Genomic DNA, 26,015 nt, shown 5'->3' with positions numbered 1-26,015 from the left:
CCCATTTAGATGACTATCGGGTGAATTGAAGACACGCCCTAGGTTCAACGCAATAAAAAACGCTTATCAGCATCATGCCGATAAGCGTTTTTTTAATGATGTATAATGATTTACTCGGTACCAAACTGCTTACGTTTTTTGGCAAAAAATCTGTCCAATCTATCCATCGCATTTTCTAGGTCAAGCAAGTTAGGCAAGAACACCAGACGGAAATGGTCGGGTCTATCCCAGTTAAACCCAGTACCTTGAACCATCAATACATTTTCTTCAACGAGCAAGTCCATCATAAAATCCATATCATCGGTGATAGGATAGACCTCTGGATCCATTTTTGGGAAACAGTAAAACGCGCCTTGAGGCATGGTACAAGAAATACCTTTGATAGCATTAAGACGTGAGACTGCCATTTCACGTTGCTTATATAGGCGACCCTTTTCAGAAGTCAGGTCTTGCATGCTCTGATGCCCACCCATCGCTGTTTGAATGGCATACTGTCCCTGCACGTTAGAACAAAGGCGCATGGATGCTAGCATATCTAAGCCTTCAATAAAGTCAGCTGCGTGCTGTTTGCGGCCTGATACCATCATCCAACCTGAGCGAAAACCTGCAATACGATGTGACTTCGACAAGCCATTGTAAGAGAGTACTAGCACGTCGTCAGTTAAGGTGCTCATCGGCGTATGTACATTATCGTCATAGAGAATACGATCGTAAATCTCATCGGCCATGATGATCAAATCATGCTCTTTAGCGACTTCAATAATTTGCTTTAATAACTCATCACTATAAAGTGAACCTGTCGGGTTATTTGGGTTAATAACCACGATACCTTTCGTTTTGCTCGTAATTTTAGACTTGATGTCTTCAATATCAGGGTGCCAGTTATCTTCTTCATTGCAGCGATAGTGCACAGCAGTACCGCCAGCGAGGTTGGCCGCGGCAGTCCAAAGCGGGTAGTCTGGCATCGGAATCAGGACTTCATCGCCATCATTCATCAACGCCTGCATGGTCATGACAATAAGCTCAGAAACCCCATTGCCCAAATATACATCACGTACGTCAACGGCCGATAACAACCCCTTTGATTGGTAGTATTGCAAAATGGCTTTGCGCGCTGAAAAGATTCCCTGCGAGTCTGAATAGCCAGTTGCCTCAGATAAGTTCATAGCGACATCGCGTAAAATCTCATGAGGGGCTTCTAAGCCAAAAGGCGCGGGGTTGCCTACGTTTAGTTTTAATATGCGTTTGCCTTCTGCTTCCATCTTATTCGCAGTCTGCAATAGAGGACCACGAATGTCATAGCAAACGTTTTGTAATTTATCAGATTTTTTTATGGTGTTCATAGCATGACCGTTTTTCGGATTGGTTGTCGAATTGGTTTTTGAGTCTTTACCAGCAGTAGAAGTTGTCGTCGATTGAGCGACAGTCGCTTTAATATCTGACTGGGTGTGTGAACTTGTATCTAATTCTTGACGTTCACTGCGCTCTATAGATGATGTCGACTTGCCTGCATCGATAACCTCATTATTGAGGTCGCCGCGCAACAGATATCCTTCACTACAGCCCAAAATACGTGCGAGTGTAGGCAGCTTGGATGAGACAATGCCGTTGGTACCGCGCTCCCAGTTTGATATAGCACCACGACTCACTTTTGCACCAGCGGCTGTCATAGCTTGTGCTAGCTGCTCAGCAGTAAACCCTTTGTCACGGCGCAACTGTACCAGTCGTTCCGCTTGTGTACTTTTGCTATTGTCGTCAGACATGGTCGTTCGAGCCTTTATTAATCAGTAATTATTCAGTGTAGAGATATATTAAACATTTTAGTTACACACTAATGCAAGATATTATTGCATTAATAGTTAATTTGCAAATGGTTTTACAATCAGCTTTATTAGTATTTGCAAGTATATCTTGCAATTAACATTCGGTTTATATTTATATGGCTCTAAATCTCTTATATAGACTATAAAATGTATAGATATCGAAATTAAATCTTTATCCATCATTATCTAAAATTAATTTGCTATATTTAGCTCAGTCAATCTCTTCAATCATGCTGTCTATCTCACAATATAAAGAGTGCTTTTCTTATATATGCCTTGAATAGTGCGTCGATAACCAACAGATAGAGCACGTCGTTTTCATAATCGTATGGCGATAAAATAGTTACCGAGATTAGATAATAAATACTCGAATAAGGATAAATTATGCAAGACAACCAACTAAGCAAAGAAGAAATCAGCCAGTTGACTGAAGCTGACTGGAAAGAGCGTTTAACCGCTGATGAGTATCATATTATGCGTGAGAAGGGCACTGAACGCCCATTTACAGGTGTATATAATGATGCGACTGATGATGGCGTTTACCGTTGTAAAGGCTGCGGTGCAAGCTTGTTTGACTCAAGCAATAAATTTGATGCGAGCTGTGGCTGGCCAAGTTTTGATCAAGGTATCGATAATAGCGCGATTGAAGAGCACGTCGATAACTCGCTAGGCATGACTCGTACCGAAGTCACTTGTAGCAACTGCGGCGCCCATTTGGGTCATGTATTTCCTGATGGTCCTACTGAGACAACAGGCATGCGCTATTGCATCAACTCAGTATCTATCGATTTAGATAAGTCTGAGAAGTAAGTAGTATTAGAAGTGTGAAAGGGAAGTACAAGGTGCTTCCTTTTCAATAGTTTTATTATGTGTATGATAGAAAAAGAAGTAGTGCACAAACATCTAAAACAATAAAAACCTCAATTTAAGGATAAATGATGAGTACAATTTATGATTTTACGGCTGAGCGAATGGATGGTAGCTCGCAAGCCTTTTCAGATTACCAAGATAAAGTATTATTAATCGTCAATACCGCAAGTAAATGTGGATTTACGCCGCAGTTTGAAGGCTTAGAGTCGCTATATCAACAGTATAAAGATCAAGGACTGGTGGTTATCGGTTTTCCTTGTAATCAATTTGGTAGCCAAGACCCAGGTAGCAACGATGAGATTGGCGCGTTTTGCCAAAAGAACTATGGTGTCAGCTTTCCGATGATGGCGAAGACTGATGTCAATGGCGCAGATGCTCATCCTATCTATCAATGGCTCAAAGAACAAAAGGGTGGCGTGCTAACAGATGGTATCAAGTGGAATTTCACCAAGTTTCTAGTTGATAGTAAAGGCCAAGTTATTGACCGCTACGCACCAACGACCAAGCCAGATGCCATCAAAAACGACATAAAGCAAGCATTAGCCAATAAGTAAGCATTAAATCTAAAAAATATTGGTTTTGTATGAAAATATAAAACCAATAAAAACAGATGCTTGCTAGATATTCTAATAAAAATCGAAAAAATATCCAAAAAAGTGGTAAATACTATTTGACACCCAACAGTAAATCTATATAATACACACCCACAGCAACGGAGCTTAGTGACAAACTTAAGAGCTCAGTTGATGTTGAATAAATTGCCTAGCAATTGTTCGAAGGGTGATTAGCTCAGTTGGTAGAGCGTCTGCCTTACACGCAGAATGTCGGCGGTTCGAATCCGTCATCACCCACCACTTCTTAGCAAGTGGCTAAACAAGCTAAGAGACCTAAGCAGCGGTAGTTCAGTTGGTTAGAATACCGGCCTGTCACGCCGGGGGTCGCGGGTTCGAGTCCCGTCCGCTGCGCCATATTTAAAACGAATTTAAACTTACGAGTTTAAGCAAGTTTCGCCTCAAGCATTAGATTGTTTGAGGTTTTTTTGTGTCTGTTTTTTATGTATCTATGTTTTATGAGTGATAAGTCAGATAAAGAAATACAGTAAGAGTCAGAATCTAGAATTAGAACCTAGTACTATGACTTATATTTACTTAAGTCATATCACTTAGAAGTCAGCTAAAACGACGACCCTTCTTTTATATCAGTCTTATATTGAATAAGAGTAGGGTTGTCATCGTATTTATCTTTGATACAGCATTTTAAATGAGCTAAACGCATTATCTGGAATTTATAATGCGTTTAGCTCATTGTGGATTTTAGTTAAGGGTAAAGAGTTACTCAAGCATTGCTTGCCACGCACCCATTGACCCTAGATAGATATCAATGTGGTCAAAACCTCGACTAGCAAGCCACCCTGCTGCTATCGTTGCCCGAGCCCCACTGGCACACATCAATGTATAGTGCCGACTTGGATTAAGCTCACGCCAACGCTCGTTCAGGTGACCGACATAGATATGCTGTGAGCCTTCAATCGCATTGGTATTCCTCTCATCGATATCGCGTACATCGAGCAATGTCCAGTTCTGAGCATTATTAAGGCGACTCTCTACCTCGGTTGTATCGATCATAGGGGTTTGCTGCATCTTCTCGCCTTTAGCAGCGGCAGGGACGACACCCACATAACCACCTATGACATTATCAAAAGCAATACGTACCAGATGCTCCATCGCAGTCGCCAGTTGTTCTTCATTAGAGGCTACCAGTGCCAAGCTTTGTCCTTCCTCGATAAACCATCCAGCAAACGCAGGTAGCATATTGACAGGTAAGCTCATAGAACCGGGCAGGTGTCCTGACGCATACGCCATTGGTTCACGAATATCGATGAGATGATCAGCATCGCAGTCATTTAGCTGTTTGAGGGAAAGGTTACGCGGACGCATAACCACTGGAGGCGCTTCACCACCTTCCATATTAAGGTGCTCCATCAATCTGAAATAAGGCGGCTGATAATGGTTTTCGCTAGTCTTGAGGTCAATAAACGTCTCACGATCGGTAATCTGTAAACGTGGGTTGTTGATTCTTTCGTGACCGACGGTAGAAAACTCACGTTCCGCCATGCCTGAACCACAGACTGATCCTGCACCATGAGCTGGATAAATAATCGCCTGATCACCGAGCGCTAAAATGTCTTGTAAAGAGTCATAAAGTAAACCTGCAACTTCTCTACGACGCTCAGGATAGAAGTCAGTACGACCGACATCACCTACAAAGAGCGCATCCCCAGTAAAAACGCCAACAGCCCTATCTGGGTACGCCGTGTCAAACAGCGCATAAGCAATATGATCATCAGTATGGCCAGGCGTTTCTAAGACACGGATTTCTAATTGGCCAATTGAAAAGCAGTCTCCATTACGTACTGTCTCAGCGTAGACAACAGGTTGTTCTGGATTAGGTCCATGCAAAACTGTTGCCCCTGTCATTGCGGCCAACATAGGTGCTCCAGAAACCAAATCCTCATTACGATGTGTCTCAAAAATATGAGTAATCTCAAGTCCTGCTGCACGCGCTTTTTCTACATATATCGCACAGTCACGACGTGGATCAATTACCGCTGCTTGACCGCCAGAGCCTACCAAGTAGGATAAGTGCGAAAGTCCAGGGGTCTTAATTTTCTCTAGTAGCATGGTCATTTCCTTATTGTTGTTTTAATCATAATAGTTATTTTAATCAGGTTTATTGGCAGTACAGAGCGAGAGCTACCAGCCAAATTTAGTTTTACTGTTGCATAAACTCTTATTCAATCTAGCATGAACTTATAAGTGTCATCAATATACAATAACATATATTAAACTTGTTATTTACATAAGGCCAAACGTAGAGAGTTTTAGGTTGAAAAGGTGAGGTGATCATTATTTCCACTATTTAGTTAATTGCTTTTACTTGTTGATATATATAGGTTAATTACACAGAGATATCTCTTTTAGAATAAAAATATCTGTAAAACATTGAATTATTTTAATATGTCTGTATTATTGGACATATGGAAATAACTAATGCTATCGCAAGCTTTGCTGCGCTCTCTCAAGATACTCGTTTAAAGGCTTTTAAGCTGCTAGTCAGCCATGAGCCTGAAGGCCTACCTGCGGGCGAAATAGCCCGTCAGCTCTCTGTTCCTCATAACACAATGTCAACCCACTTATCGGTGTTGGCACGAGCAGGGTGGGTGGTCTCACAGCGTCATAGCCGACAGATTATCTATCGTGCTTCGCTATCACATATGGATAACGTCATCCAGTTTCTGCTGCAAGATTGCTGTGCGGGACATCCAGAATTATGTGCGTCACTCATGGATAGTTTGAGTGGCTGCAGAGTAAATGAGTCTGCTGAGCAAAGTAATGATTAAACCAATTATCAATTCAATAAATACATAAAATAGGTGTAAAAACTATGAAGCCATTAATTTTTCATAATCCTAAATGCGGTACATCTCGTAACACGCTTGCTATTATTAAAGCATCAGGTGAAGAGCCAGAAGTGGTGGAATATCTGAAAAATACACCAACGCGCGACCGCTTAGTTGAGCTATTGGCACAAATGCAGATTTCGCCTAGAGAGCTATTAAGAAGCAAAGAAGCTATTAATGATGAGCTTGGTCTGGATAATCCTGAGTTGTCTGACGATCAAATTATCGATGCCATGATAGCGCATCCTATTTTAATCAACCGTCCTATCGTAGTGACTGATAAAGGCGCTGCTCTATGCCGTCCGTCAGAGCGTGTGTTTGAATTACTAGCCAATCCAGTAAGTAGTTTCACAAAAGAAGACGGCGAGGTTGTTACTCATGACAAACACTGAGGTTGACCAAACATTAGCCGTTGATCCTACTGTTTCGCCAGAATTTAGCTTAGACGATTTGCCCAATATTGATATAGATAATCTTCAGCCTATCGATATTGAGTCTTTGGTTGCACCGAATGACTCACGTCATCCGCCGAAAATATTAGTGCTATACGGTTCTGTCCGTGCACGCTCGTTTTCTAGATTGGCCGCTGAAGAGTCAAGCCGGTTGCTACGTTGGTACGGTTGTGAAGTAAAAATGTTTGATCCATCCGGCTTGCCGTTGCCTGACGATGTAGACTCAGACCATCCCAAAGTGCAAGAATTGCGGGAGCTGGCGCAGTGGTCAGAAGGCATGCTGTGGGTGAGTCCAGAGCGTCACGGCAGTATTACCAGTATCATGAAAGCGCAAATCGACTGGATACCGCTGTCACTAGGTGGCGTGCGTCCAACTCAAGGTAAGACACTAGCGCTAATGCAAGTCAGCGGCGGCAGTCAGAGCTTCAATACAGTTAATCAAATGCGTATTCTTGGGCGCTGGATGCGGATGATTACTATCCCCAACCAATCTTCGATACCCAAAGCATTTTTGGAGTTCAACGACGACAATCGCATGGATATGTCTCCGTTATATCTGCGTCTTGTCGATGTCTGTGAGGAGTTAGTGAAGTTTACTTGGCTTACACGCGGACGTTCAGATTATCTTACTGATCGCTATTCAGAACGCGTTGAGAGTGCTGAAGAACTATCGAGCCGCGTCAATCAAAAATCGATCTAACCCCCTAATCGATCTAATTCCCTATATTAAATCGGCTGAATAAAATCAGTTTAAGTAAGGTTGTACAATGCTTGCATTTGCTATTTTTGTGGTCACTTTAGTATTCGTTATATGGCAACCTAAAGGATTGGGCATCGGCTGGAGCGCCATGGGTGGTGCCTTGGTCGCGTTAGCGCTTGGCGTCGTGCAGTTATCAGATGTGGGTATCGTCTGGGATATTGTCTGGGATGCGACCTTTACTTTTGTGGCGCTGATTATCATCTCGCTTATCTTAGATCGAGCAGGGTTTTTCGGCTGGGCTGCATTACATGTGGCACGCCTTGGTAATGGGCAAGGGCGCTTATTGTTTCCGATGATTGTCGTGCTCGGCGCTTTTATTTCTGCCTTTTTTGCCAATGATGGTGCTGCGCTACTACTGACCCCGATTGTCATCGCTATCTTGCTACGTCTGAAATTTTCGCCACCATCAGCTCTGGCATTTATTATAGCGACGGGCTTTATTGCTGATACGGCAAGCCTACCATTGGTCACCTCAAATTTAGTCAATATCGTCAGTGCCAATTATTTTGACATAGGCTTTGGTCGTTATGCGGCGGTGATGGTACCGGTCAATATAGTGTCTGTATTAGCGACGCTACTGGTGTTGTGGGTTGTATATGCACGTCATATTCCAAAAACTTACTCGACTAGCGAACTCAGCGCACCAGAGTCTGCTATTACCGATCCATTGGTATTCCGAGCTGCTTTTCCACTATTAGGCTTGCTACTGGTCGCCTACTTTGCAACAGAGCCGTTGGGGCTACCTATTTCACTGGTCACGGGCATCGCTGCTGTTGCACTAATGGCAATCGCTGGTCGTATATGGCAAGGCGGGCGTGGTGCAGTGGTCTCTGTGAGTGACGTAGTACGTAAAGCGCCTTGGCAAATCGTCCTGTTTTCGATCGGTATGTATCTGGTGGTATATGGTCTGGGTAATGCAGGGCTTACGGCCTATGGTGCACAAGTACTCAACTGGTTAGGACAACAAGGTGCAGTCATTGCTACGGTTGGAACTGGGTTCTTGTCCGCTATAGTTGCTTCTGTTATGAATAATATGCCAGCAACCTTAGTCGGCGCGCTTGCGATTGATCAAGCACAAGTGCCTGCCGCAACGCGAGAGCTAATGATTTATGCCAATGTCATCGGTAATGATTTGGGCCCTAAGTTTACGCCGATTGGTAGTCTGGCTACTTTGCTATGGTTACATGTGTTGGCAGAGAAGGATTACAAAATCAGTTGGGGACAGTATATTAAGATTGGATTAGTGATTACACCGCCAGTGTTGTTAGTGACCTTGTTAGCCTTGGTGTTCTGGTTGCCACTGTTGCCAAGTTAACTGATGAAAAACTTACTACAGTAATATCCTATCGTGACAATGATATTCATTTTTAAATAACATGGTCACTATCAAGTATGAAACAAAGTAGTTATTAGCGTTTATCAAAGCGGCAAAATAGATAAACAATATTAGGGTCTGTTGAACATTCAAATATTAGGACTGCTGATGGCGAAAATCGCATCAAACTAGGCGTAAACCGACGATAATGTCGAGACCTTAACTAGGCTTGCAACAACGTTTGAGGTGATTTTAGCATCAGCCTTTCAGGACAGGGCTGTTTTTTGCCAATATATGGCGAAATTGTCTAACCTAGAACGACTAGGCGTCAAAAATTTCACTGCGTATTGTCTAAAAAATAGTCACTGCCAGTACCACATTTGAATGTTCAACAGACCCTAAATGATACGCATAAAAAAACCCTCATCAAATTGATGAGGGTTTTGGCAAATGCCATAATTGAATCAAAGTTGACTCAAGAAAATTACTACTAAAATGTGGCTCTCCAACCTGGGCTCGAACCAGGGACACACGGATTAACAGTCCGTTGCTCTACCAACTGAGCTATTGGAGAATAGGCTGTAAGTGTTTAATCGCTTACAACGAGCCTTAGAAGTCTCTAACGAGTTCTTGCTAAGTGGGGCGTATTCTAGCAAAGTTAAAAAATACGTCAAGCCTTTTTTTGCATAATTAGTAAAAATTGTCATTTTAATGATGAGATAGCGTGTTTTTCCTAATTATGTCTAAGACTCTCGCAAAAAAAGACGCCCTATAGAATGTATATGGCGTCTTTTTTATGAACAGCGGTAAGACTCGTTGCTTTTTACGATTTATTCAGCAACGTCTAAGTCAGCCACTGCTTTTTCGATACGCGATAGGGCATCTTTCAATGTTGCCTCATCAGTAGCGTACGAGATACGCATATAGCCGCCAAGACCGAACGCATCACCAGGTACGACTGCTACGCCTACTTTGTCCAATAACCATGCTGAGAATTCAGTACATGATGACAGGCCAGCCGCTTTGATGAGCGGTACGATATTTGGGTATACATAGAATGCGCCATCAGGACGCAAGCAAGTAATGCCTTTAATAGCATTTAGACCATCTACGACTAGGTCACAGCGTTTCTCAAAAGCGGCTACCATCGGCTCTAGTACGCTCTGATCACCACTGATAGCAACTTCGGCAGCCACTTGGCTGATTGACGTTGGGCAAGAGGTAGATTGTGACTGCACCTTTTTCATGGCGCCAATTAGCTTAGCAGGGCCACCCGCATAGCCGATACGCCAGCCAGTCATCGCATACGCTTTAGACACACCGTTCAAGATGATGGCGCGATCTTTTAGCTCAGGTGCCGCATTTAAAATATTGTAGAACTTATCGCCTGTCCAGCGAATGTGCTCGTACATATCGTCTGAAGCTACATAAACTTGTGGATGCTTCTTCAATACTTCAGCGATGGCTTTTAGCTCATCTAACGTATAAATCATACCCGTTGGGTTAGATGGGCTGTTTAATACCAACAATTTAGTCTTGTCAGTAATAGCCTCTTCTAGCTGCTCAGGGGTGATTTTGAAGTCTTGCTCAGCTGGACATTTAACGATGACTGGCACGCCTTCCGCGATGATAACCATGTCAGGATAGCTGACCCAGTATGGTGCTGGGATGATGACTTCGTCGCCAGGATTGATAAATGCTTGGGCAAGGTTAAAAAACGACTGCTTACCACCGACCGATACTAGGATTTCGTTTGGCTCATAGCTGATGTCGTTGTCGCGCTTGAATTTCTCGATGATGGCTGTTTTTAGCTCTGGCGTACCATCGACAGCTGTATATTTAGTAAAGCCATCATTGATTGCATCGATCGCTGCTTTTTTGATGTGTTCAGGAGTATCAAAATCAGGTTCACCAGCGCCCAAACCGATAATATCTTTACCAGCTGCTTTTAGCTCTTTGGCTTTATTGGTAATCGCTAGCGTAGGTGATGGTTGGATGTTGTTGACGCGGTCAGACAGTTGCAACTCGCTCATGAGAGATCCTTTTTTATATGAGGGTGGGGTTGGTGAAAATCTGATATTAATTATATAACGTTTTCATTGCTATCAGGACAAGATGTCAGATAGTTTAAGAAAAGATAGCGTCATTTTACCGTGATATGGCGGTCATTCGATTATAGATAATGGTGATGATGCTTCGGCAAACGACGCGATTGCTAATTTTTGCATTGTAGCATGCTGATATTGAGCTGTCTTACGACGCTAGTAACAGAATATTGTGTCGTTGCTTGTGATAGCAGTATCCTTGTGAAAATGACGAACAACACGCTGAGCTTAAGCTTAAGCCCATATGATTGCGAAGACACAACAATAAACCTGTAGCCGACCACTATAACTATTTAGATTTGTTAAATAAAATGGCTTATAGCTTAATGAAATGCGACCAATGATATCTGCCAAGAATAATGATAATAGCTAGCTGTTATCAAAAATCTAAATTTTCATTGAGCAATCAGTTTAAGAGCATTAATTTCATATTATGAAAATACTTAAAAAGATAAGAATACTCAAAAAGGATATTTACGATGACAGATTCTACTGAAAAATTACATATTCTCGTTACTGGGGCGACGTCAGGCATTGGTAAGCAGTTGGCAAAAGACTATCTGCTAGCAGATCATCATGTATATGCAGTTGGCCGTGACGACGAAGCGTTGGCTGAGCTTAAAGCGTTAGGCGCAGAAACGATTGATTTAGACCTCATGGATCGAGAAAAGGTCATCGAAGCTTTTGAAAAAATCGACAATGTCGATCTAGCGATTTGCGGTGCTGGCATGTGCGAGTACTTAGATATGCCGAACTTTGATAGCAGTGTCTTTATGAAAGTGATGTCAGTCAATATGGGTACCTTATCGCATGCGATCGAAGGAGTGCTGCCAAAGCTAATCGCTTCAAAAGGTCGCTTGGTCGGTATCGGTTCAGCGTCTGCTTATGTGCCTTTTGCGCGCGCTGAGGCCTATGGTAGCTCAAAAGCTGCTATCCATTATTTGATGAAGACCCTACAGATTAGCCTTGCTCCGCATGATGTGTCAGTTAGCTTAGTCGTACCTGGCTTTGTTGAGACACCGATGACCAAACAGAATGACTTTCCGATGCCATTTATTCAAACGCCAGCGCAGGCCAGTCACGCCATACGCGATGGTATCGAAAGCGGGCATGAGGTGATTGAATTTCCGAAAAAACTAACCATGCCTTTAAAAGCATTGGGTACGTTGCCTGATTTGGTCTGGCAGCAAGTTAGTGAAAAACTTAATAAAAAGTAATCTACTATCAATAGAACTCTTAGCCAACATATCGACAGAAAAACACAGAAGGGAATGCTTTTATGCCTTTTACTATGCCTTTTACTCGTTTCAAGCGTGCAGGTAACCAAAAAAATGCTACTAAGGTTGCAACAGATTCTGACCATCAGACTACCCCAAAACGTATCGCTATCATCGGCTCAGGTATATCAGGACTGACATGCGCCCATTATCTAGGTACGCAACATGATGTGACGGTGTTTGAAGCCAATGATTATATCGGCGGGCATGTAAATACGATTGATGTGGCACTACAAGACGGTAAAAAAGCAAAGAGTAGCAATGTAGAGAGTAGTGCGATAGATACAGGGTTTATTGTCTTTAATGAGCGCACATACCCGAACTTCTTTCGTTTGCTCCATGAATTGCAGGTGCCTTTTCAGGCAACGGATATGAGCTTTTCTGTCAAAAATACTGCACGTCATTTTGAATACAATGGTCATACGCTCAACACTTTATTATCGCAACGCAAAAACGTACTCAATCCGAAGTTCTGGCAATTTATGAAAGATATTCTGCAGTTTAACAAGCATATCAAACAGCTACGTCAAGATTACGATAGTGCGCGCTCCCAAGGACAAGATGTCAGTAGCTTTACAGAGCAAACGCTCGGCGGTTACTTAGCACAAAAGAAATACGGTCAGCTATTTACCGATAATTATCTACTACCAATGGTCTCGGCTATATGGTCAACCAGCCTAGATGAAGTACAAGAATTTCCACTGGTGTTTTTTGCACAATTCTTTGACAACCACGGTTTGCTCGATGTGGTCAATCGTCCGCAGTGGTTTACGATAAAAGGCGGCTCAAAGCAATACGTCAATAAACTGATTCCGCGCTTTATCAAAGCGGGTGGCAAGATACGGGTCAACAGCCCAGTACAGTCGGTGGTTCGTGATGGCGATCAAGTAACTTTGACGGTACAGAATGCTTTGACAGTGCAGGATAAAGGTAATGCTAACAACCGTAGCGAAAATCTTGTATTCGACGAAGTTATATTTGCTTGTCATGCAGATACCGCACTAAAGATTTTAAAGGATGCGAGCACCGATGAATCTGAAGTATTAGGTCATTTTCGCTTTACCAGAAACACGGCTGTACTGCACACCGATACCAGTGTTTTACCTAAGAAGTCACTGGCATGGGCAAGCTGGAATTACTTAATAGATGAGACAATTTCAGGCAATACTAAGGATGAGCAAGCGGCTGGAAACGCACAGATACCTGCAAAGCCAGTGCTGACTTATCACATGAATATCCTGCAACGTTTGACCAAAAAACACAATTATTTGGTCACCCTAAATCCAGCTGTAGACAACAAAAGCGTCGATGATAAACAGATAGTTAAGAGCATCGATTATAGTCATCCAGTGTTCGATCTTGCGATGATTGATGCGCAGACCAAATGGTCGAGTATCTCTGGTAACGGTTCGCACACACATTTCTGCGGGGCTTATTGGTTTAATGGCTTTCATGAAGATGGCGTGCGAAGTGGCCTACGTGTCTGTCAGGCGCTCGGTCTTGATATTGATATAAAAGACGAGGTTGACCCAGCTCATTTACCTGACGTTGATAGCGCGCATACGCCGTTTCGTTATAAAGACTTACCTATAAAAGCGGATACCAAATTACGTAGGTTAAATAAGCGCGAAGTAACCACAGCGACGACCAATCAGGAACTGGTTGAGTATGCTAATCGTTTGCAGAGTTCAACTGCTGATACGAGCCAATATAAGAAACGTGGCTTATTCGGTCGCCGTAAAACCAAATAATATGATGATTAACGTCGTTATATATTCTAAGTATTTTGAAAGATTCGCCATATAAAAGTATGCCGTTACACAAGAGACTATTTATGACCACGTCCGCTCAAGATACCAATGCTACGCCAAATCATGAGTCTTCTTATGATACAAATGCATTGCCGCATCAGCTGTTTGAGGGTACGACATGGCACAGTCGGCTGCTACCTAGTGTGAATAAATTCGTTTACCCTTATCGCTATTGGGGCGTCAATATTAGCGCGCTAGCGGCAGGACAGGAACTTCTTGAAATTAGTACGGCAGCATTTGATGAGAGTAAGTTTTTAGAAAAATTACCATTACGTAAAGTTTTACCGAAAAAGCTACTAGCAAAAGGTCTGCCTCTATTTTCACTAAAGAAAAAGGCGCTACAACAATTCTGTCCTGATGACTATCTACAGCATACTGACCTACAGAATACCAATAGCCTAAGCAATGCTAAAAAACTTGATAGTAATGGGCAGTCTATTCAAGCACTAGAAAAACGTCTAAGCCGAGCATTTGAAAAACATGCAGGTAGCGCGCCTGAAGGCGATATGTTGGGACTGCTTGTCTGCCGTAATGCGGGCATGTACTTTAGCCCAGTCAATTTTTACTTGGGGTTTGATGCGCAGCAAACGCCCACTCATCTATTGGCTGAAGTCTCTAATACGCCATGGGACAAGCGTCATTACTACGGGTTTCTGTTAGAAGGAGAAGACACTGAGTTCTGTCATAACAAGGATTTTCACGTATCACCTTTTAACCCTATCGATCAGCTGTACCGCTGGCAGGTCACAGTAAAAGGTACTAAAACGGATGAGCTGCCTAATACTGGCTTACAAGTGCATATTGCTATCAATATCAGCGATGAGCGCGGTGAAGTGCTAAAAACTGGTATAAAGATATCAGGGGTGCCAATGACAGAAGAGGCTATTCGTCATAGCTTGCGAAAAAACCCCTTGATGAATATAACGTCTTTAACACGTATTTATTGGCACGCGTTCAAGCTCTATGCGATAAAAAAAGTGCCGTATATCAACTACGATGAAAAGTTGGCCGACAGTCACCAGAAAAGCAGCCATCAGGACAGTAGACAGAAGAAAAGCAGCTAGCAGTATCGAGCGCAAAAGATGTCTTATAGTTACAGCAATTTTTAAATATCAACAATCCAAAAATCTCGTCAATATAATACTAAAAATGAACCACTAAAAATAAAGCATTTAAACAAGGATAAATACACGATGCCAGCACGACCGACCGATCGAGCACCAGTCACAAAACTAGAAAAATTAACTGCTCGTGTGAGCAAAGTAGTTAATGAAAGTGCTGTACTACAGCCAGTCAGCAATAGTATGAATAACTTAGCTAGAAAGCTTATATTTCGTGCGTTACAGCACGTTCAGTTTGGTAGCCTCACGCTGATTGAAACATTTGACGAGCAGGAACCTAAGACAAGTAGCTTTGGCAAAGTAGCTACTAATGACGCTAGTAGCTCGGCGGTTGGTCGCCATTCACTACATGTGACGTTACAGATTCATGATAGCGCTGTCTATCGTCAGCTGCTTTTAGGAGGCTCTATCGCGCTAGCAGACAGTTATATCGATGGTGAGTGGGATACGGATGATCTGACAGGTTTGATTCGTTTGGCGGCTCGTAACTTAGCAGTGCTCAATAAACTAGAAAATCGTTTTGCAGGTATTAGTAAAGCATTTGAAAAAGCGAAGCATCAGCTACGTAGCAATGACAAATCTGGCTCCAAATCCAATATCCTAGCGCATTATGATTTGGGCAATGATATGTATGAGCGGTTTTTGGACGATACGATGATGTACTCATCGGCAGTCTATCCTACGCCTGACGTGACGCTTAGCGATGCTCAGCAGCACAAACTATCGCTTATATGCCAACGTTTACAGCTTAGCGCTGATGATAATGTGATCGAAATTGGTACAGGGTGGGGCGGTTTTGCTATCTTTGCGGCCAAGCATTACGGCTGCCATGTGACCACCACGACTATCTCTGATGCCCAGTATGATGAAGCGAAGCGACGAGTCGATGCAGCAGGTCTGTCTGACAAAATCACACTGCTCAAACAAGATTACCGCGAGCTGACAGGTCAATATGACAAGCTAGTCAGTATCGAGATGATTGAAGCGGTGGGCCATGAGTACTTACCGACTTTCTTTGCCAAGTGCAATAGCTTGCTCAAGCCGACAGGTCTTATGGTATTGCAGGCCATCACTTTTAATGATCAAAATTATCAAGACTATATCGATTCGGTTGATTTTATCCAAACGCATATTTTCCCAGGTGGTTGTCTGCTCTCAAACCAAGAACTGACGACCCAATTTACTGAACAAACCGATATGGTCGTCAAACAATTGCATGATTATGGCTTCGATTATGCGTACACGCTGCGTGATTGGCGTGCTGCGTTTATGGCGCAGCGTGCAGAGATTCAAGCGCTTGGCTATGACGATGCCTTTATCCGCCTATGGGAGTTTTACTTCTGTTACTGCGAAGGGGGATTCTTGGAGCGCACGATCGGTGTGGTTCAAGTCACTGCGGTGAAGCCTAACAATATTGACACGCTGCATTTTTCCGATTTGCCAAGTGCGGTCTTAAAAAACGAAACGGTTTCGAACGATGAGACGGCCTTTCATGATGCAGATATGGCAGACACAGCGACAGTATAAGTTAAGTGATATAGATACGGCTTTTTCATAACACTTATATGGTCTCATACTGTATAGACAGTTTGAGACCCTTATGTTGAGAGGTTGTATATTGAAAAGTTTTACATTGAAAGGTTCTATGATGTTTGCAGGGCACGCTTATCAAGTAGACCTGAATAGCGTGTTACCGCTAATGCCATTAAAGAGATAACAGCACCGATCCAAGCTGTATCTTGCAGTGACATATTTTCAACCACGCTACCACCGATGACTGAGCCCAGTGCAATACCGATATTAAATGCAGCAATGTTCAATCCAGAAGCGACATCGACAGCGTTCGGTGTATATTTTTCAGCTTGTTTGACCACGTAGATTTGTAGACCCGGTACATTACCAAAGGCAAAAGCACCCCATACCAAAATAGTGAGTACAGCAGCGATCTTGGATTGCATAGTAAAGGTGAATAATAAAAGAATGACACTTAAGGCGCTAAATATAATGCTAAGCGCACTAATAGGGCCACGTTTATCTGCAAGTTTGCCGCCCCAGATATTACCGATCGCAACGGACACGCCATATACGAGCATGATGAGCCCAATGGCTGATGGCGCAAATTTGGTCTGCTGCTCTAAGATAGGTGCTAGGTAGGTAAATGCTGTAAACGTACCGCCATAGCCAAGAATAGTCATTAGATAAACCAGTAATAACTGTGGTTTTACAATGACTTGTAATTGCTCTTTGAACGTTGCAGGGATAGATTTTTTTAGGTTTTTTGGTACTAATATTGCGCTACCAATTAAAGCAATTAAACCCAGTACTGAGACGACCAAAAACGTAGCGCGCCAACCGAAATGCTGTCCAATCCATGTGCCAAGGGGTACGCCAGTGACGAGCGCTACGGTAAGCCCAGTAAACATAATGGCAATCGCGCTGGCTTCTTTTTCTTTACTGACAAGGCTAGTAGCAATCATGGAACCAATAGAGAAAAACACCCCATGCGCTAGACCGGTCAAGATACGGGCAAGTATTAAGGTTTCATAACTGGGTGCTTGCCAAGCCAATAAGTTGCCGATGACAAACAGACCCATTAGGCTCATCAGTACTATTTTGCGGTTCCAGCGGCCAGTGAGTGCGGTAAGTATAGGGGCACCGATGGCAACACCGACGGCATATAGGCTGACGAGTAACCCTGCTGAAGGTAAGCTCACGCCCAGATCTGCGGCAATAGTTGGTACCAATCCAACGATGACAAATTCGGTTGTCCCAATTGCAAATGCGCTTAGAGTAAGCGCCCATAAAGCGAGTGGCATAACGACATCCTAATAATTAAATGATGCGCGTAGTTTGACGGACTTATAGTTTGCAAAAAACAGCACAAATGACAAAATACCTTTGTCAATTTTGTAAAGGTAATCATGATGATGGGACATGCTAAAACAGAAGACATAGAGATATTTTTGACGGTAGTAGACACGGGCAGCTTTACTGGCGCTGCCAACTTATTGAATCAGCAAGTAGCCAAAGTATCTCGTGCAGTGTCCAGACTCGAAGATACACTGCAATGTACGCTGCTAAATAGAACGACACGGCGTTTGGAGCTGACGGAGGAAGGGCATGTCTTTATAAGATATGCGCGTGAGAGTTTAAATACGTTATATACCGGTGAAGAAGCGATTAAGCTGTTAAAACAAGCGCCGAGTGGGCATTTACGGATTGACGCCGCGAGCCCGTTTGTCTTTCATCAACTGACGCCTTTGGTTGGTGATTTTGTAGCGCAGTATCCACATATCACTCTCGACCTTACCTCACATGACAATATTATTGATTTACTCGAGCACAAGACGGATCTGGCTATCAGAATTGGCGATTTAAAAGACTCGAATCTGCATGCACGTCTATTAGGTAAAAGTAAGCTGCGGCTAGTAGCCAGTCCTGAATATTTATATCAGCATAATGAGGTGGATCATATTGATGATTTGAATATTGAGGATTTAAGCACTCATAAATTAATTGGCTTTAACGATGCATCAAAACTAAATAGTTGGCCACTAAAAACTCCAGTGAAACTGAATTTTCATATGACTGGCAGTAGCGGCGAGACCTTACGTCAGCTATGTTTGAATCACCAAGGGATTGCTTTACTGTCGCATTTTATGATTGGTGAAGACTTGGAATCTGGCAGATTGGTTGAAATATTGCCCGAGGCGATAGTCAGACCAAACAACCGTGAAGCCATACAGGCGGTATATTACAAAAACAGTGCCGTATCTTCGCGTATTCTGGCATTTTTAGACTTTATTCAACCAAGACTAACACTATAAATTTTATCCGTTTTTATTTATTTTATAAGAGGTAATATCATGGGTTACGTTTTTATTTATCTCGCTGCTGTGGTTATCTTTTTGGGTGTCGATGCTGTCTGGCTGACGACCATGAAAGGCGCCTTTTATGAGTCGCGTATCGGGCATCTATTGGCTGATGAGCCAAACATGATGGCGGCTGGCGTGTTTTATATGTTTTATATATTGGCACTTTGTATTTTGGTTCTATATCCGCAAATTAAAGCTGGTGCATCCGTTGGTCATATCTTCCTACTCGGCGGGCTGATTGGCTTGATGGCTTATGGAACATACGACTTTACCAATTTGGCACTGTATAAAGGTTTTACGTTAGATACGGCGTTGGTTGACTTTGTATGGGGTGGTATTTTGACCGGTTCGGTTAGCGCCATAGTGGCGTGGCTTGCTTATCGCTTCCATTGGTTGAGCTAGCGCTTACATCTTGGCCTATATAACGCTGTTTAAATAGTGCCAATTTACACAATTTAGACTGTCTAATGACAGAGGTCTGTTTGTGCTATACGGCGACCTGCTGTATAAATGGTAGACATAATAAATAAGTGTCAAACCATTAAGGAATATTATGCCGCAATACAATACCAGCTCCACTGCCAAAAAAGCCCCTTTAAACCATGAGTTATACATGTCAGTACTTATGACGCCTGACATGGCGAATTTCATTGGCAATGTGCATGGTGGGGATTTGCTCAAGATGCTTGATCAGGTCGCTTATGCTTGTGCCAGTCGCTATAGTGGTAACTATGTGGTGACACTGTCTGTCGATCAGGTGATGTTCCGTGAGCCGATATATGTGGGCGAGCTGGTTACTTTTGCAGCCAGTGTCAATTATGTTGGTAATACCTCAATGGAAGTAGGTATACGCGTCGAAGCAGAAGATGTACGTGGTCGTACCGTCCGTCATACCAACAGTTGTTACTTTACGATGGTGGCTATCGATGACAATGGTAAACCGACATCCGCACCGCCACTCGATATCAAAAATAAGATGCAGCAGTGTCGAGCTGATGCGGCTAAAGAACGAAAAAAGCTGCGTATGGAAAGTTCACATCGTCCTAGTTGTGACTTCGAAGAAATTAATAAGCAGTTTAACGAACACGAAGAAAATGAAAAGGTAGCAAAGTAGCCTAAGTTATTCAAAGCTATCTAAAGCTATCTGAAATCATCAAGAGTTATCCAGTTTTATTGAATTAATAATTCATACAACGACTCACTAAAAAGACACTGATATTGTAGAGCGCTTATCTTAAGCTGATATATATTTCAAGCCATTTATCTACGGCGACAAATTCTACTATCAATACCTTATTTTAGTGAGTCTAGCATGAGTCTAAAGCCATCTATTGCTAATCCCCAGCGCCATTTACCAGCCTCTCCTAAATCGCAAACACCTCGCGCGCGTGGGGCAGGTAATCCTAAAATTCCAAGTGACCCTGAACTAAAACATACCCTCAATCAAAGCCCTGAAACCAATGATGAGCATTCAGGCTCACTGATCACTGTGTTGATTGCGGTCGGGGCTAATCTGGTTATTGCAATTGCAAAAACCGTTGCCGCCTTTATGACAGGCTCAGCCTCTATGATTGCAGAAGCAGCTCACTCATGGGCGGATGCTGGCAATGGTACTTTGCTCATCGTCGCAGAAAAAAAATCCATCAAACCTGCTGACAAAAGCCATCCGTTAGGCTACGGCAAAGAGTCTTATGTTTGGTCGATGATTGCGGCTTTCGGTGTATTTACGGCAGGCTCGATTGTCTCTATCTATACCGGTATTAAGGAATGGAACGCTACTGAATCTGAGACTAATTATACGATTGGCTTTATCGTATTGGCAGTGGCGTTTGTGCTCGAAGGGATCTCATTGGTTCAGGCATACAGACAGAGTAAAAAACATGGCGAGGCACTTGATATCAGTGCACTTGGCTATGTCGTAGATACGTCTAACCCAACGTTGCGCGGCGTATTCTTTGAAGATTTAGCAGCGGTCATCGGCTTGGTGATTGCCGCTGCCGCTATGGGTATGCACGCTTATACGGGTGAACCGTATTGGGATGCGTTAGGGTCTATCATTGTCGGTCTATTATTGGGCGTCGTCGCCATATTCTTGATTAGCCGTAACCGAGATTTCTTAGTCGGGCATAGAGTCACTGACCGTATGCACGAATACGTTTTGAGCGAGTTGCTAAATCATCCAGATATCGATAGTGTGTCCTATCTGCACTTAGAGTGGGTCGGACCAAAAAAGATATTTATGGTGGCGGCAGTAGATATCGCAGGCAATCAAAAAGAAGAGCATATCGCACAGAAGTTTGAAGAGATTGAAAATCTATTTAGAGGTAACCCAGTCTTTCAAGAGGCTATCTTGACGCTGTCAGAACCTAACGCTGAGCTGCTAAGTTTAGAAAATATTTAATTTAACGGTTTAATAGATTAAGTATGCGATAGAGAAGTTCTATTGAATGTCTTTAAGTACGCTTTCTAAATTCAGAACCCAAAGCACAAAAAAGCCGTCAACTATGACGGCTTTTTTATAACTCTAGTGCTTAGTGACTAGTCAAATTGAGCGCTATTAGTTCTTTGGTGCGTTTGCGCCGATGAACCATGCGTCTTTATCAACGATACGGCTAGCTTCTGTAAATAAGTCAGCGGTGTCTTCATCACCTGCATCGCCAGCTGTAGCAATTGCTTCACGCAGTGTCTCTGCAACTTTTTTATAACGGCTAGTCAGCTCACGAACATGCTGATCTACTTCAGTAATGTCAGTTGGGTAGTCATCTAGAATAGACTCTTTCACTACTCGACTTGCCAAACCGTTTGGTTGGCCACCTAGGATTACAATACGCTCTGCGATAGTATCAGATACTTCAAGGATACGATCTGATGTCTCATCTAGTAATTGATGCACACCGATGAAGCCGGTGCCTTGTAGATTCCAATGACACTGTTTGCCATCTAAGGTTAAATCAATAACGTTTGCTAGGTTAGCGTTTAGCAAATCAATCATTTTTTTCGCAGTTTCGTCTGAAATACCACTTGCGTAACGTTCTCTCATATTTTACTCCGTCATTTATTTAAAATTATTATATTGAATGAAAGTTCAATGTATTTTTATTGGTCTTCTATTCGATGACAATCAAGTTAAAGCTAATGATACGAATTGCTATAAAGCTATTTATTCACTAGTACTGCTCACTAATACTCAAAAGTCATCAACTTGTTAATTCAAGAACGATAATAGCAGCTTAACTCAGTGTTGGAACCCTTGAGTGTTAGGCTTTGTTGAGTGGTCGTGTAACGAGTTTGTTAACCGTGAAAAGCTTTGTAAATTTATCGAATACTGTGTGCGTTTTTTATAACGATGTAAGTTTTATCCGCTAATATTAAGCTTTAATTTCTGATAAACCGTACATTTATACACTCATATTTTTGGGCAGCCAGACAGCGTTTTGACTATAGGATAAGACTCCTTATTCTCCTTTAAAAACTGCTGCTCAGACCCCATATTGTTATAAACCTTAAGAAGAAGAAAGCCATTATGCGAATGCCTGAACCGCGCTCATCGCGTCAGTTAAATCAATTGGCCACTCAGCTCCAAGGCGAAGCTGAAATTAGTGGTGTTAATGCGTCAGGGACGCAAATATCAAGCCGTGCCTTCGAGATGGTTACTGACTTTGAGCCAGCAGGCGACCAGCCGCAAGCCATCAAAAAGCTAGTTAACGGTATCAATTCGGACATGGACGAGCAGTTGCTATTGGGTGTGACTGGTTCTGGTAAGACCTATACCATGGCAAAGGTCATCGCTGAAACTCAGCGTCCGACCATTATCATGGCGCACAACAAAACGCTAGCGGCTCAGCTATATGGTGAGTTCAAATCGTTCTTCCCCAATAATGCGGTCGAATATTTTGTCAGCTATTATGATTACTATCAGCCAGAAGCGTATGTCGCTGCTAGTGATACCTTTATCGAAAAAGACAGCGCTATCAATGATCATATTGATCAGATGCGCCTGTCAGCCACGCGTGCCTTGTTAGAGCGTCGTGATGCGATTATCGTCGCTTCAGTATCTTGTATCTATGGTTTGGGTGATCCAGAAAGTTATCTAAAAATGCTACTGCATGTCGTCGTAGGCGATAACATCGACCGTACGGCAACCATCAAGCGTTTGGTTGAGATGCAGTACACACGTAACGAGCTAGATTTTGGCCGTGGTACGTATCGCTTGCGTGGAGAGCTGTTAGATATCTATCCTGCTGAGTCTGAGCAGCTAGCCGTACGTGTGCATTTATTCGACAACGAAGTCGAAAAGATTACGTGGTTTGATCCTTTAACGGGTAAGACGGTGCGCAGCGTGCCACGTATTACCATTTATCCAAAGTCGCACTATGTGACGCCGCGTAATAAATTAGAAGCCGCCAGCCATACGATTCGTGCTGAGTTAGAGCCGCGTTTGGAATACTTCCGTGACAACAACAAACTGATTGAAGCACAGCGTCTCAAAGAGCGTACTCAGTATGACTTGGAGATGATCCAGCAGCTTGGTTACTGTAACGGTATCGAAAACTACTCACAGCATCTCTCTGGCCGTCCATCAGGAGAAGCGCCGCCGACGTTGTTTGATTATATTCCAGAAGATGCCTTGTTGTTCCTTGATGAGTCACATGTGACGGTTTCGCAGATTGGTGCGATGTATAAAGGCGATAGATCGCGCAAAGAAAACTTGGTCAATTATGGTTTTAGATTACCCAGTGCGATGAATAACCGCCCGATGAAGTTTGAAGAATGGGAGCGCATTAAGCCCAAAACCATTTATGTTAGTGCCACGCCAGCGCTATATGAGCTTGAACACAGCGAGCAAGTTGTTGAGCAGGTCGTCCGTCCGACGGGTCTGATTGACCCTGAAATTGAGATACGTCCTGTCTTGACGCAAGTCGATGATGTGCTATCAGAAATTACCAAACGCCGTGAAAAGGACGAGCGTGTACTGATTACTACATTGACCAAGCGTATGTCGGAAGATTTGACCAGTTATCTTAAAGAGTATGATGTAAAGGTCGCTTATCTACATTCGGATATCGATACTGTTGAGCGTATGCAGATTATCCATGAGCTCCGTACTGGCGTGCATGATGTGCTGGTCGGTATCAACTTATTACGTGAAGGCTTGGATATGCCTGAGGTATCATTGGTAGCGATATTTGATGCCGATAAAGAAGGTTTCTTACGTTCAGAGCGTTCGCTTATTCAAACCATTGGTCGTGCCGCCCGTCACTTGAATGGTAAAGCCATTCTCTATGCCGATCGTATTACGCCAAGTATGCAAAAGGCGATAGACGAGACGGATCGCCGCCGTGATAAGCAGATTGCCTTTAACCTTGAGCATAACATCACGCCAAAAGGGGCTCGTCGTAGTATTACGGACAAGATTGATACGGGTGAAAGCGTGGATGCCAATGACAATCAAGCTATCCCAGTTAAGAGTAACTTACCAGATGTCGATATCAATATCTTGCGTAGTCCTGATCTGCTTGCTAAAGAAATCAAACGATTAGAGAAGCAAATGCAGCAAATGTCGCGTGATTTGAAGTTTGAAGAAGCAGCAAAAACACGTGACAAAGTGCTGGAGTTAAAAGCACATTTAATCTGATCGCTTGGGTTAAATGCTGAGGCTAAAAAGAGGCTAAACAATAGCGAAGGTGAGGTGCTTTTTGAGTACCTCACTTTTTTGTGGTTTATTCAATATCGGAACGTACAGAATCCTTGTAATAATAATCGATGCCACTTACCATATCCGCATAAACCTCACCATCCATATAATATTTCAAAAATTTAAGTCACATGCTAACAAGCCGAGCACGTGTAATGCTCTATTTGGGCTAGGCTCGTTGTTCTTACAGATCACATTGTCAACACAGACTAAATTTTTGGAATGGACATAATCTAGGCGTATTATTCACTGTGCTTACCAACAACTTAATAGAATTAAACTCTAACGAAAACTCACTCGGCATGTCAGATGCGGCCAAACAAGCCGTTATCGACTCTCTAGACATCGGTTTTCGTTATCCTGATGACCAACGTGCGGCCCTGATTACCAAAGTCGCTGAGATAAACGGTGTGACAGAGAGTCAAATCTCACTGGGCAGTGGCTCTAGTGAAAATATTCGTACTGTCGTCCAAATGCTACAAAATAAAGCATTAGTAGCAGGCAAAAAATTCCAAGTTATCGTGCCGCATCCAACCTTTGCCTATGCTGAGTTATATGCGACATCTATCGATGTACCTGTGGTAAAAGTACCGCTGACCACTGAAAACTACGCCTTTGACTTGCAAAGTATGCAAAAAGTGGCTGATGACTTTGACGGTATTAGCTTGTTTTATCTGTGCAATCCAAACAACCCAACGTCGACTATTACTGATACAGTAAAGCTTAAAGAATGGGTAGGGCATGCACCAAGTAACCATTACTTTTTATTAGATGAAGCTTATTCAGAGTATGTGACTGATCCAAGTTTTGAGAGTGGTGTTGCATGGATACGAGAGGAGTACTCAGAAAATATCATTGTGGTACGTACTTTCTCAAAGTTATGCGCACTCGCGGGCATGCGTGTCGGCTATGCAGTTGCTAGCCCGCAAATGATAGCTAGATTAGAAGCATTTATCTCGATTGATAATACCAACTTGGCAGGTGCTGTAGCTGCGTTAGCGACGCTCGATGATGAAGATTTTTTGGCATTGAGCTTACGTACGGCCAATCAATCGCGTCAGCTAGTTGAGCAAACATTAGATGAGCTTGGCTTACGCTACTTGCCATCACAAGCAAGCTTTATATTTCATGAGATACAAGGCGATGTGCAAACCTATATCGACAGAATGCGTGAGCATGGTATTGTTGTTGGGCGTGAGTTTGCGCCAATCACTGGCTTTAATCGCTTAACACTTGGCAGACCTGATGAGATGGCAGTATTTGTAGAGGTACTCAAATCATTTCGTGAGAAAGGCTGGGTTTAATTAAGTCAGTTAATGCAGTTCAATAATAAAAAAGGGAAGTTGCTTATTGGTCGCTTCCTTTTTTTGTGTCTATTTCGGTTGTTGGAACTGTATTGAAGCCAGAGTTAAGCGCACATTTTTACCAACATCAAACGCAGTTTTACATAT

The 26,015-nt window shown here is 42.9% G+C and carries 21 protein-coding genes and 3 tRNA genes; 18 read left to right on the top strand and 6 right to left on the bottom strand.

What is annotated here, in order from left to right:
- Positions 1 to 110: 110 nt before the first annotated feature.
- Positions 111 to 1,763: an aminotransferase class I/II-fold pyridoxal phosphate-dependent enzyme gene (locus CXF62_RS03420; protein WP_102092916.1), complete on the bottom strand. Its 1,653-nt coding sequence runs from the start codon at positions 1,761 to 1,763 to the stop codon at positions 111 to 113.
- Between the two features lie 444 nt (positions 1,764 to 2,207).
- On the opposite strand from CXF62_RS03420, the gene msrB reads away from it, so the two are divergent.
- The 4 genes from msrB to CXF62_RS03400 all read left to right on the top strand — a co-directional run bounded on the left by msrB (position 2,208) and on the right by CXF62_RS03400 (position 3,661).
- Positions 2,208 to 2,633 carry a peptide-methionine (R)-S-oxide reductase MsrB gene (gene msrB / locus CXF62_RS03415; RefSeq protein WP_057760931.1) on the top strand — a complete coding sequence of 142 codons (426 nt, stop codon included), beginning with the start codon at positions 2,208 to 2,210 and terminating at the stop codon, positions 2,631 to 2,633.
- A gap of 128 nt (positions 2,634 to 2,761) precedes the next feature.
- Positions 2,762 to 3,247 carry a glutathione peroxidase gene (locus CXF62_RS03410; RefSeq protein ID WP_102092915.1) on the top strand — a complete coding sequence of 162 codons (486 nt, stop codon included), beginning with the start codon at positions 2,762 to 2,764 and terminating at the stop codon, positions 3,245 to 3,247.
- A 224-nt stretch (positions 3,248 to 3,471) separates the two neighbouring features.
- A tRNA-Val gene (locus CXF62_RS03405) sits at positions 3,472 to 3,547 on the top strand.
- A 37-nt stretch (positions 3,548 to 3,584) separates the two neighbouring features.
- Positions 3,585 to 3,661: transfer RNA gene (locus tag CXF62_RS03400), tRNA-Asp, on the top strand.
- A gap of 363 nt (positions 3,662 to 4,024) precedes the next feature.
- Here the strand turns inward: CXF62_RS03400 and CXF62_RS03395 are convergent.
- The gene (locus CXF62_RS03395; protein WP_102092914.1) at positions 4,025 to 5,374 is read right to left on the bottom strand and encodes an MBL fold metallo-hydrolase; all 1,350 of its coding nucleotides are present in this window, start codon (positions 5,372 to 5,374) and stop codon (positions 4,025 to 4,027) included.
- Between the two features lie 356 nt (positions 5,375 to 5,730).
- Between CXF62_RS03395 and CXF62_RS03390 the strand changes: the two genes are divergently transcribed.
- The 4 genes from CXF62_RS03390 (at position 5,731) to CXF62_RS03375 (ending at position 8,680) form a co-directional block, all read left to right on the top strand.
- Positions 5,731 to 6,093: an ArsR/SmtB family transcription factor gene (locus CXF62_RS03390; protein WP_102092913.1), complete on the top strand. Its 363-nt coding sequence runs from the start codon at positions 5,731 to 5,733 to the stop codon at positions 6,091 to 6,093.
- Positions 6,094 to 6,137: 44 nt separating this feature from the next.
- Positions 6,138 to 6,545 carry an arsenate reductase (glutaredoxin) gene (gene arsC, locus CXF62_RS03385; RefSeq protein WP_057760920.1) on the top strand — a complete coding sequence of 136 codons (408 nt, stop codon included), beginning with the start codon at positions 6,138 to 6,140 and terminating at the stop codon, positions 6,543 to 6,545.
- Positions 6,532 to 7,305: an arsenical resistance protein ArsH gene (arsH, locus tag CXF62_RS03380; RefSeq protein ID WP_228153152.1), complete on the top strand. Its 774-nt coding sequence runs from the start codon at positions 6,532 to 6,534 to the stop codon at positions 7,303 to 7,305. Before arsC ends, arsH begins: the two co-directional genes overlap by 14 nt.
- A gap of 67 nt (positions 7,306 to 7,372) precedes the next feature.
- Complete coding sequence (locus CXF62_RS03375) at positions 7,373 to 8,680, top strand: arsenic transporter (RefSeq protein ID WP_102092912.1); 1,308 nt, start codon at positions 7,373 to 7,375, stop codon at positions 8,678 to 8,680.
- A gap of 498 nt (positions 8,681 to 9,178) precedes the next feature.
- Here the strand turns inward: CXF62_RS03375 and CXF62_RS03370 are convergent.
- Both CXF62_RS03370 and CXF62_RS03365 read right to left on the bottom strand, forming a co-directional pair.
- Positions 9,179 to 9,254 (bottom strand) — tRNA-Asn (locus CXF62_RS03370).
- A 256-nt stretch (positions 9,255 to 9,510) separates the two neighbouring features.
- Positions 9,511 to 10,713: a pyridoxal phosphate-dependent aminotransferase gene (locus CXF62_RS03365; RefSeq protein WP_057760918.1), complete on the bottom strand. Its 1,203-nt coding sequence runs from the start codon at positions 10,711 to 10,713 to the stop codon at positions 9,511 to 9,513.
- 551 nt (positions 10,714 to 11,264) lie between these two features.
- Here CXF62_RS03365 and CXF62_RS03360 point away from each other — a divergent pair.
- The 4 genes from CXF62_RS03360 (at position 11,265) to CXF62_RS03345 (ending at position 16,521) form a co-directional block, all read left to right on the top strand.
- Positions 11,265 to 12,002 carry an SDR family NAD(P)-dependent oxidoreductase gene (locus tag CXF62_RS03360; RefSeq protein ID WP_102092911.1) on the top strand — a complete coding sequence of 246 codons (738 nt, stop codon included), beginning with the start codon at positions 11,265 to 11,267 and terminating at the stop codon, positions 12,000 to 12,002.
- A 62-nt stretch (positions 12,003 to 12,064) separates the two neighbouring features.
- Positions 12,065 to 13,813 carry an NAD(P)/FAD-dependent oxidoreductase gene (locus CXF62_RS03355; RefSeq protein WP_102092910.1) on the top strand — a complete coding sequence of 583 codons (1,749 nt, stop codon included), beginning with the start codon at positions 12,065 to 12,067 and terminating at the stop codon, positions 13,811 to 13,813.
- Between the two features lie 83 nt (positions 13,814 to 13,896).
- On the top strand, positions 13,897 to 14,937 hold the full coding sequence (locus CXF62_RS03350; protein ID WP_102092909.1) for a DUF1365 domain-containing protein: 1,041 nt from the start codon (positions 13,897 to 13,899) through the stop codon (positions 14,935 to 14,937).
- Positions 14,938 to 15,066: 129 nt separating this feature from the next.
- On the top strand, positions 15,067 to 16,521 hold the full coding sequence (locus CXF62_RS03345) for an SAM-dependent methyltransferase (RefSeq protein WP_102092908.1): 1,455 nt from the start codon (positions 15,067 to 15,069) through the stop codon (positions 16,519 to 16,521).
- Positions 16,522 to 16,637: 116 nt separating this feature from the next.
- Here CXF62_RS03345 and CXF62_RS03340 read toward each other — a convergent pair whose 3' ends face one another.
- Positions 16,638 to 17,810 (bottom strand): MFS transporter, encoded by a 1,173-nt coding sequence (locus CXF62_RS03340; protein ID WP_102092907.1) that lies wholly within the window; start codon positions 17,808 to 17,810, stop codon positions 16,638 to 16,640.
- A 105-nt stretch (positions 17,811 to 17,915) separates the two neighbouring features.
- Between CXF62_RS03340 and CXF62_RS03335 the strand changes: the two genes are divergently transcribed.
- The 4 genes from CXF62_RS03335 to CXF62_RS03320 all read left to right on the top strand — a co-directional run bounded on the left by CXF62_RS03335 (position 17,916) and on the right by CXF62_RS03320 (position 21,270).
- Entirely contained in the window at positions 17,916 to 18,821 is a 906-nt protein-coding gene (locus CXF62_RS03335) for a LysR family transcriptional regulator (RefSeq protein ID WP_228153151.1), read from the top strand.
- A 39-nt stretch (positions 18,822 to 18,860) separates the two neighbouring features.
- Positions 18,861 to 19,271: a DUF2177 family protein gene (locus tag CXF62_RS03330; RefSeq protein ID WP_057760908.1), complete on the top strand. Its 411-nt coding sequence runs from the start codon at positions 18,861 to 18,863 to the stop codon at positions 19,269 to 19,271.
- Between the two features lie 151 nt (positions 19,272 to 19,422).
- Complete coding sequence (locus tag CXF62_RS03325; protein ID WP_102092905.1) at positions 19,423 to 19,983, top strand: acyl-CoA thioesterase; 561 nt, start codon at positions 19,423 to 19,425, stop codon at positions 19,981 to 19,983.
- Between the two features lie 198 nt (positions 19,984 to 20,181).
- Positions 20,182 to 21,270: a cation diffusion facilitator family transporter gene (locus tag CXF62_RS03320; protein ID WP_102092904.1), complete on the top strand. Its 1,089-nt coding sequence runs from the start codon at positions 20,182 to 20,184 to the stop codon at positions 21,268 to 21,270.
- A gap of 156 nt (positions 21,271 to 21,426) precedes the next feature.
- Here the strand turns inward: CXF62_RS03320 and dps are convergent, their stop codons facing one another.
- On the bottom strand, positions 21,427 to 21,909 hold the full coding sequence (gene dps, locus CXF62_RS03315; RefSeq protein ID WP_101206410.1) for a DNA starvation/stationary phase protection protein Dps: 483 nt from the start codon (positions 21,907 to 21,909) through the stop codon (positions 21,427 to 21,429).
- Between the two features lie 483 nt (positions 21,910 to 22,392).
- Between dps and uvrB the strand changes: the two genes are divergently transcribed.
- Together uvrB and CXF62_RS03305 are read left to right on the top strand one after the other, a co-directional pair.
- Positions 22,393 to 24,504, top strand: coding sequence for an excinuclease ABC subunit UvrB (uvrB, locus tag CXF62_RS03310; RefSeq protein ID WP_102092903.1), 2,112 nt, complete (start codon positions 22,393 to 22,395; stop codon positions 24,502 to 24,504).
- A gap of 311 nt (positions 24,505 to 24,815) precedes the next feature.
- Positions 24,816 to 25,868 carry a pyridoxal phosphate-dependent aminotransferase gene (locus CXF62_RS03305; RefSeq protein WP_228153150.1) on the top strand — a complete coding sequence of 351 codons (1,053 nt, stop codon included), beginning with the start codon at positions 24,816 to 24,818 and terminating at the stop codon, positions 25,866 to 25,868.
- The last annotated feature ends 147 nt before the right edge of the window (positions 25,869 to 26,015 follow it).

Origin of the sequence: Psychrobacter sp. MES7-P7E (genome assembly GCF_002863645.1) — a bacterium.
Lineage (GTDB): Bacteria > Pseudomonadota > Gammaproteobacteria > Pseudomonadales > Moraxellaceae > Psychrobacter.
Note: the sequence above shows the minus strand (reverse complement) of the source record. Positions and strands in the feature narration are given on the sequence as shown.

Bases quoted from the DNA above. Each gene is read 5' to 3' on its own strand.
- CXF62_RS03420 (WP_102092916.1), bottom strand. From the start codon at position 1,763: ATGTCTGACGACAATAGCAAAAGTACACAAGCGGAACGACTGGTACAG.
- arsH (WP_228153152.1), top strand. From the start codon at position 6,532: ATGACAAACACTGAGGTTGACCAAACATTAGCCGTTGATCCTACTGTT.
- CXF62_RS03320 (WP_102092904.1), top strand. From the start codon at position 20,182: ATGAGTCTAAAGCCATCTATTGCTAATCCCCAGCGCCATTTACCAGCC.
- CXF62_RS03360 (WP_102092911.1), top strand. From the start codon at position 11,265: ATGACAGATTCTACTGAAAAATTACATATTCTCGTTACTGGGGCGACG.
- CXF62_RS03345 (WP_102092908.1), top strand. From the start codon at position 15,067: ATGCCAGCACGACCGACCGATCGAGCACCAGTCACAAAACTAGAAAAA.
- msrB (WP_057760931.1), top strand. From the start codon at position 2,208: ATGCAAGACAACCAACTAAGCAAAGAAGAAATCAGCCAGTTGACTGAA.
- CXF62_RS03410 (WP_102092915.1), top strand. From the start codon at position 2,762: ATGAGTACAATTTATGATTTTACGGCTGAGCGAATGGATGGTAGCTCG.
- CXF62_RS03390 (WP_102092913.1), top strand. From the start codon at position 5,731: ATGGAAATAACTAATGCTATCGCAAGCTTTGCTGCGCTCTCTCAAGAT.
- CXF62_RS03325 (WP_102092905.1), top strand. From the start codon at position 19,423: ATGCCGCAATACAATACCAGCTCCACTGCCAAAAAAGCCCCTTTAAAC.
- CXF62_RS03350 (WP_102092909.1), top strand. From the start codon at position 13,897: ATGACCACGTCCGCTCAAGATACCAATGCTACGCCAAATCATGAGTCT.
- arsC (WP_057760920.1), top strand. From the start codon at position 6,138: ATGAAGCCATTAATTTTTCATAATCCTAAATGCGGTACATCTCGTAAC.
- CXF62_RS03330 (WP_057760908.1), top strand. From the start codon at position 18,861: ATGGGTTACGTTTTTATTTATCTCGCTGCTGTGGTTATCTTTTTGGGT.
- CXF62_RS03395 (WP_102092914.1), bottom strand. From the start codon at position 5,374: ATGCTACTAGAGAAAATTAAGACCCCTGGACTTTCGCACTTATCCTAC.
- CXF62_RS03375 (WP_102092912.1), top strand. From the start codon at position 7,373: ATGCTTGCATTTGCTATTTTTGTGGTCACTTTAGTATTCGTTATATGG.
- uvrB (WP_102092903.1), top strand. From the start codon at position 22,393: ATGCGAATGCCTGAACCGCGCTCATCGCGTCAGTTAAATCAATTGGCC.
- CXF62_RS03335 (WP_228153151.1), top strand. From the start codon at position 17,916: ATGATGATGGGACATGCTAAAACAGAAGACATAGAGATATTTTTGACG.
- CXF62_RS03355 (WP_102092910.1), top strand. From the start codon at position 12,065: ATGCCTTTTACTATGCCTTTTACTCGTTTCAAGCGTGCAGGTAACCAA.
- dps (WP_101206410.1), bottom strand. From the start codon at position 21,909: ATGAGAGAACGTTACGCAAGTGGTATTTCAGACGAAACTGCGAAAAAA.
- CXF62_RS03340 (WP_102092907.1), bottom strand. From the start codon at position 17,810: ATGCCACTCGCTTTATGGGCGCTTACTCTAAGCGCATTTGCAATTGGG.
- CXF62_RS03365 (WP_057760918.1), bottom strand. From the start codon at position 10,713: ATGAGCGAGTTGCAACTGTCTGACCGCGTCAACAACATCCAACCATCA.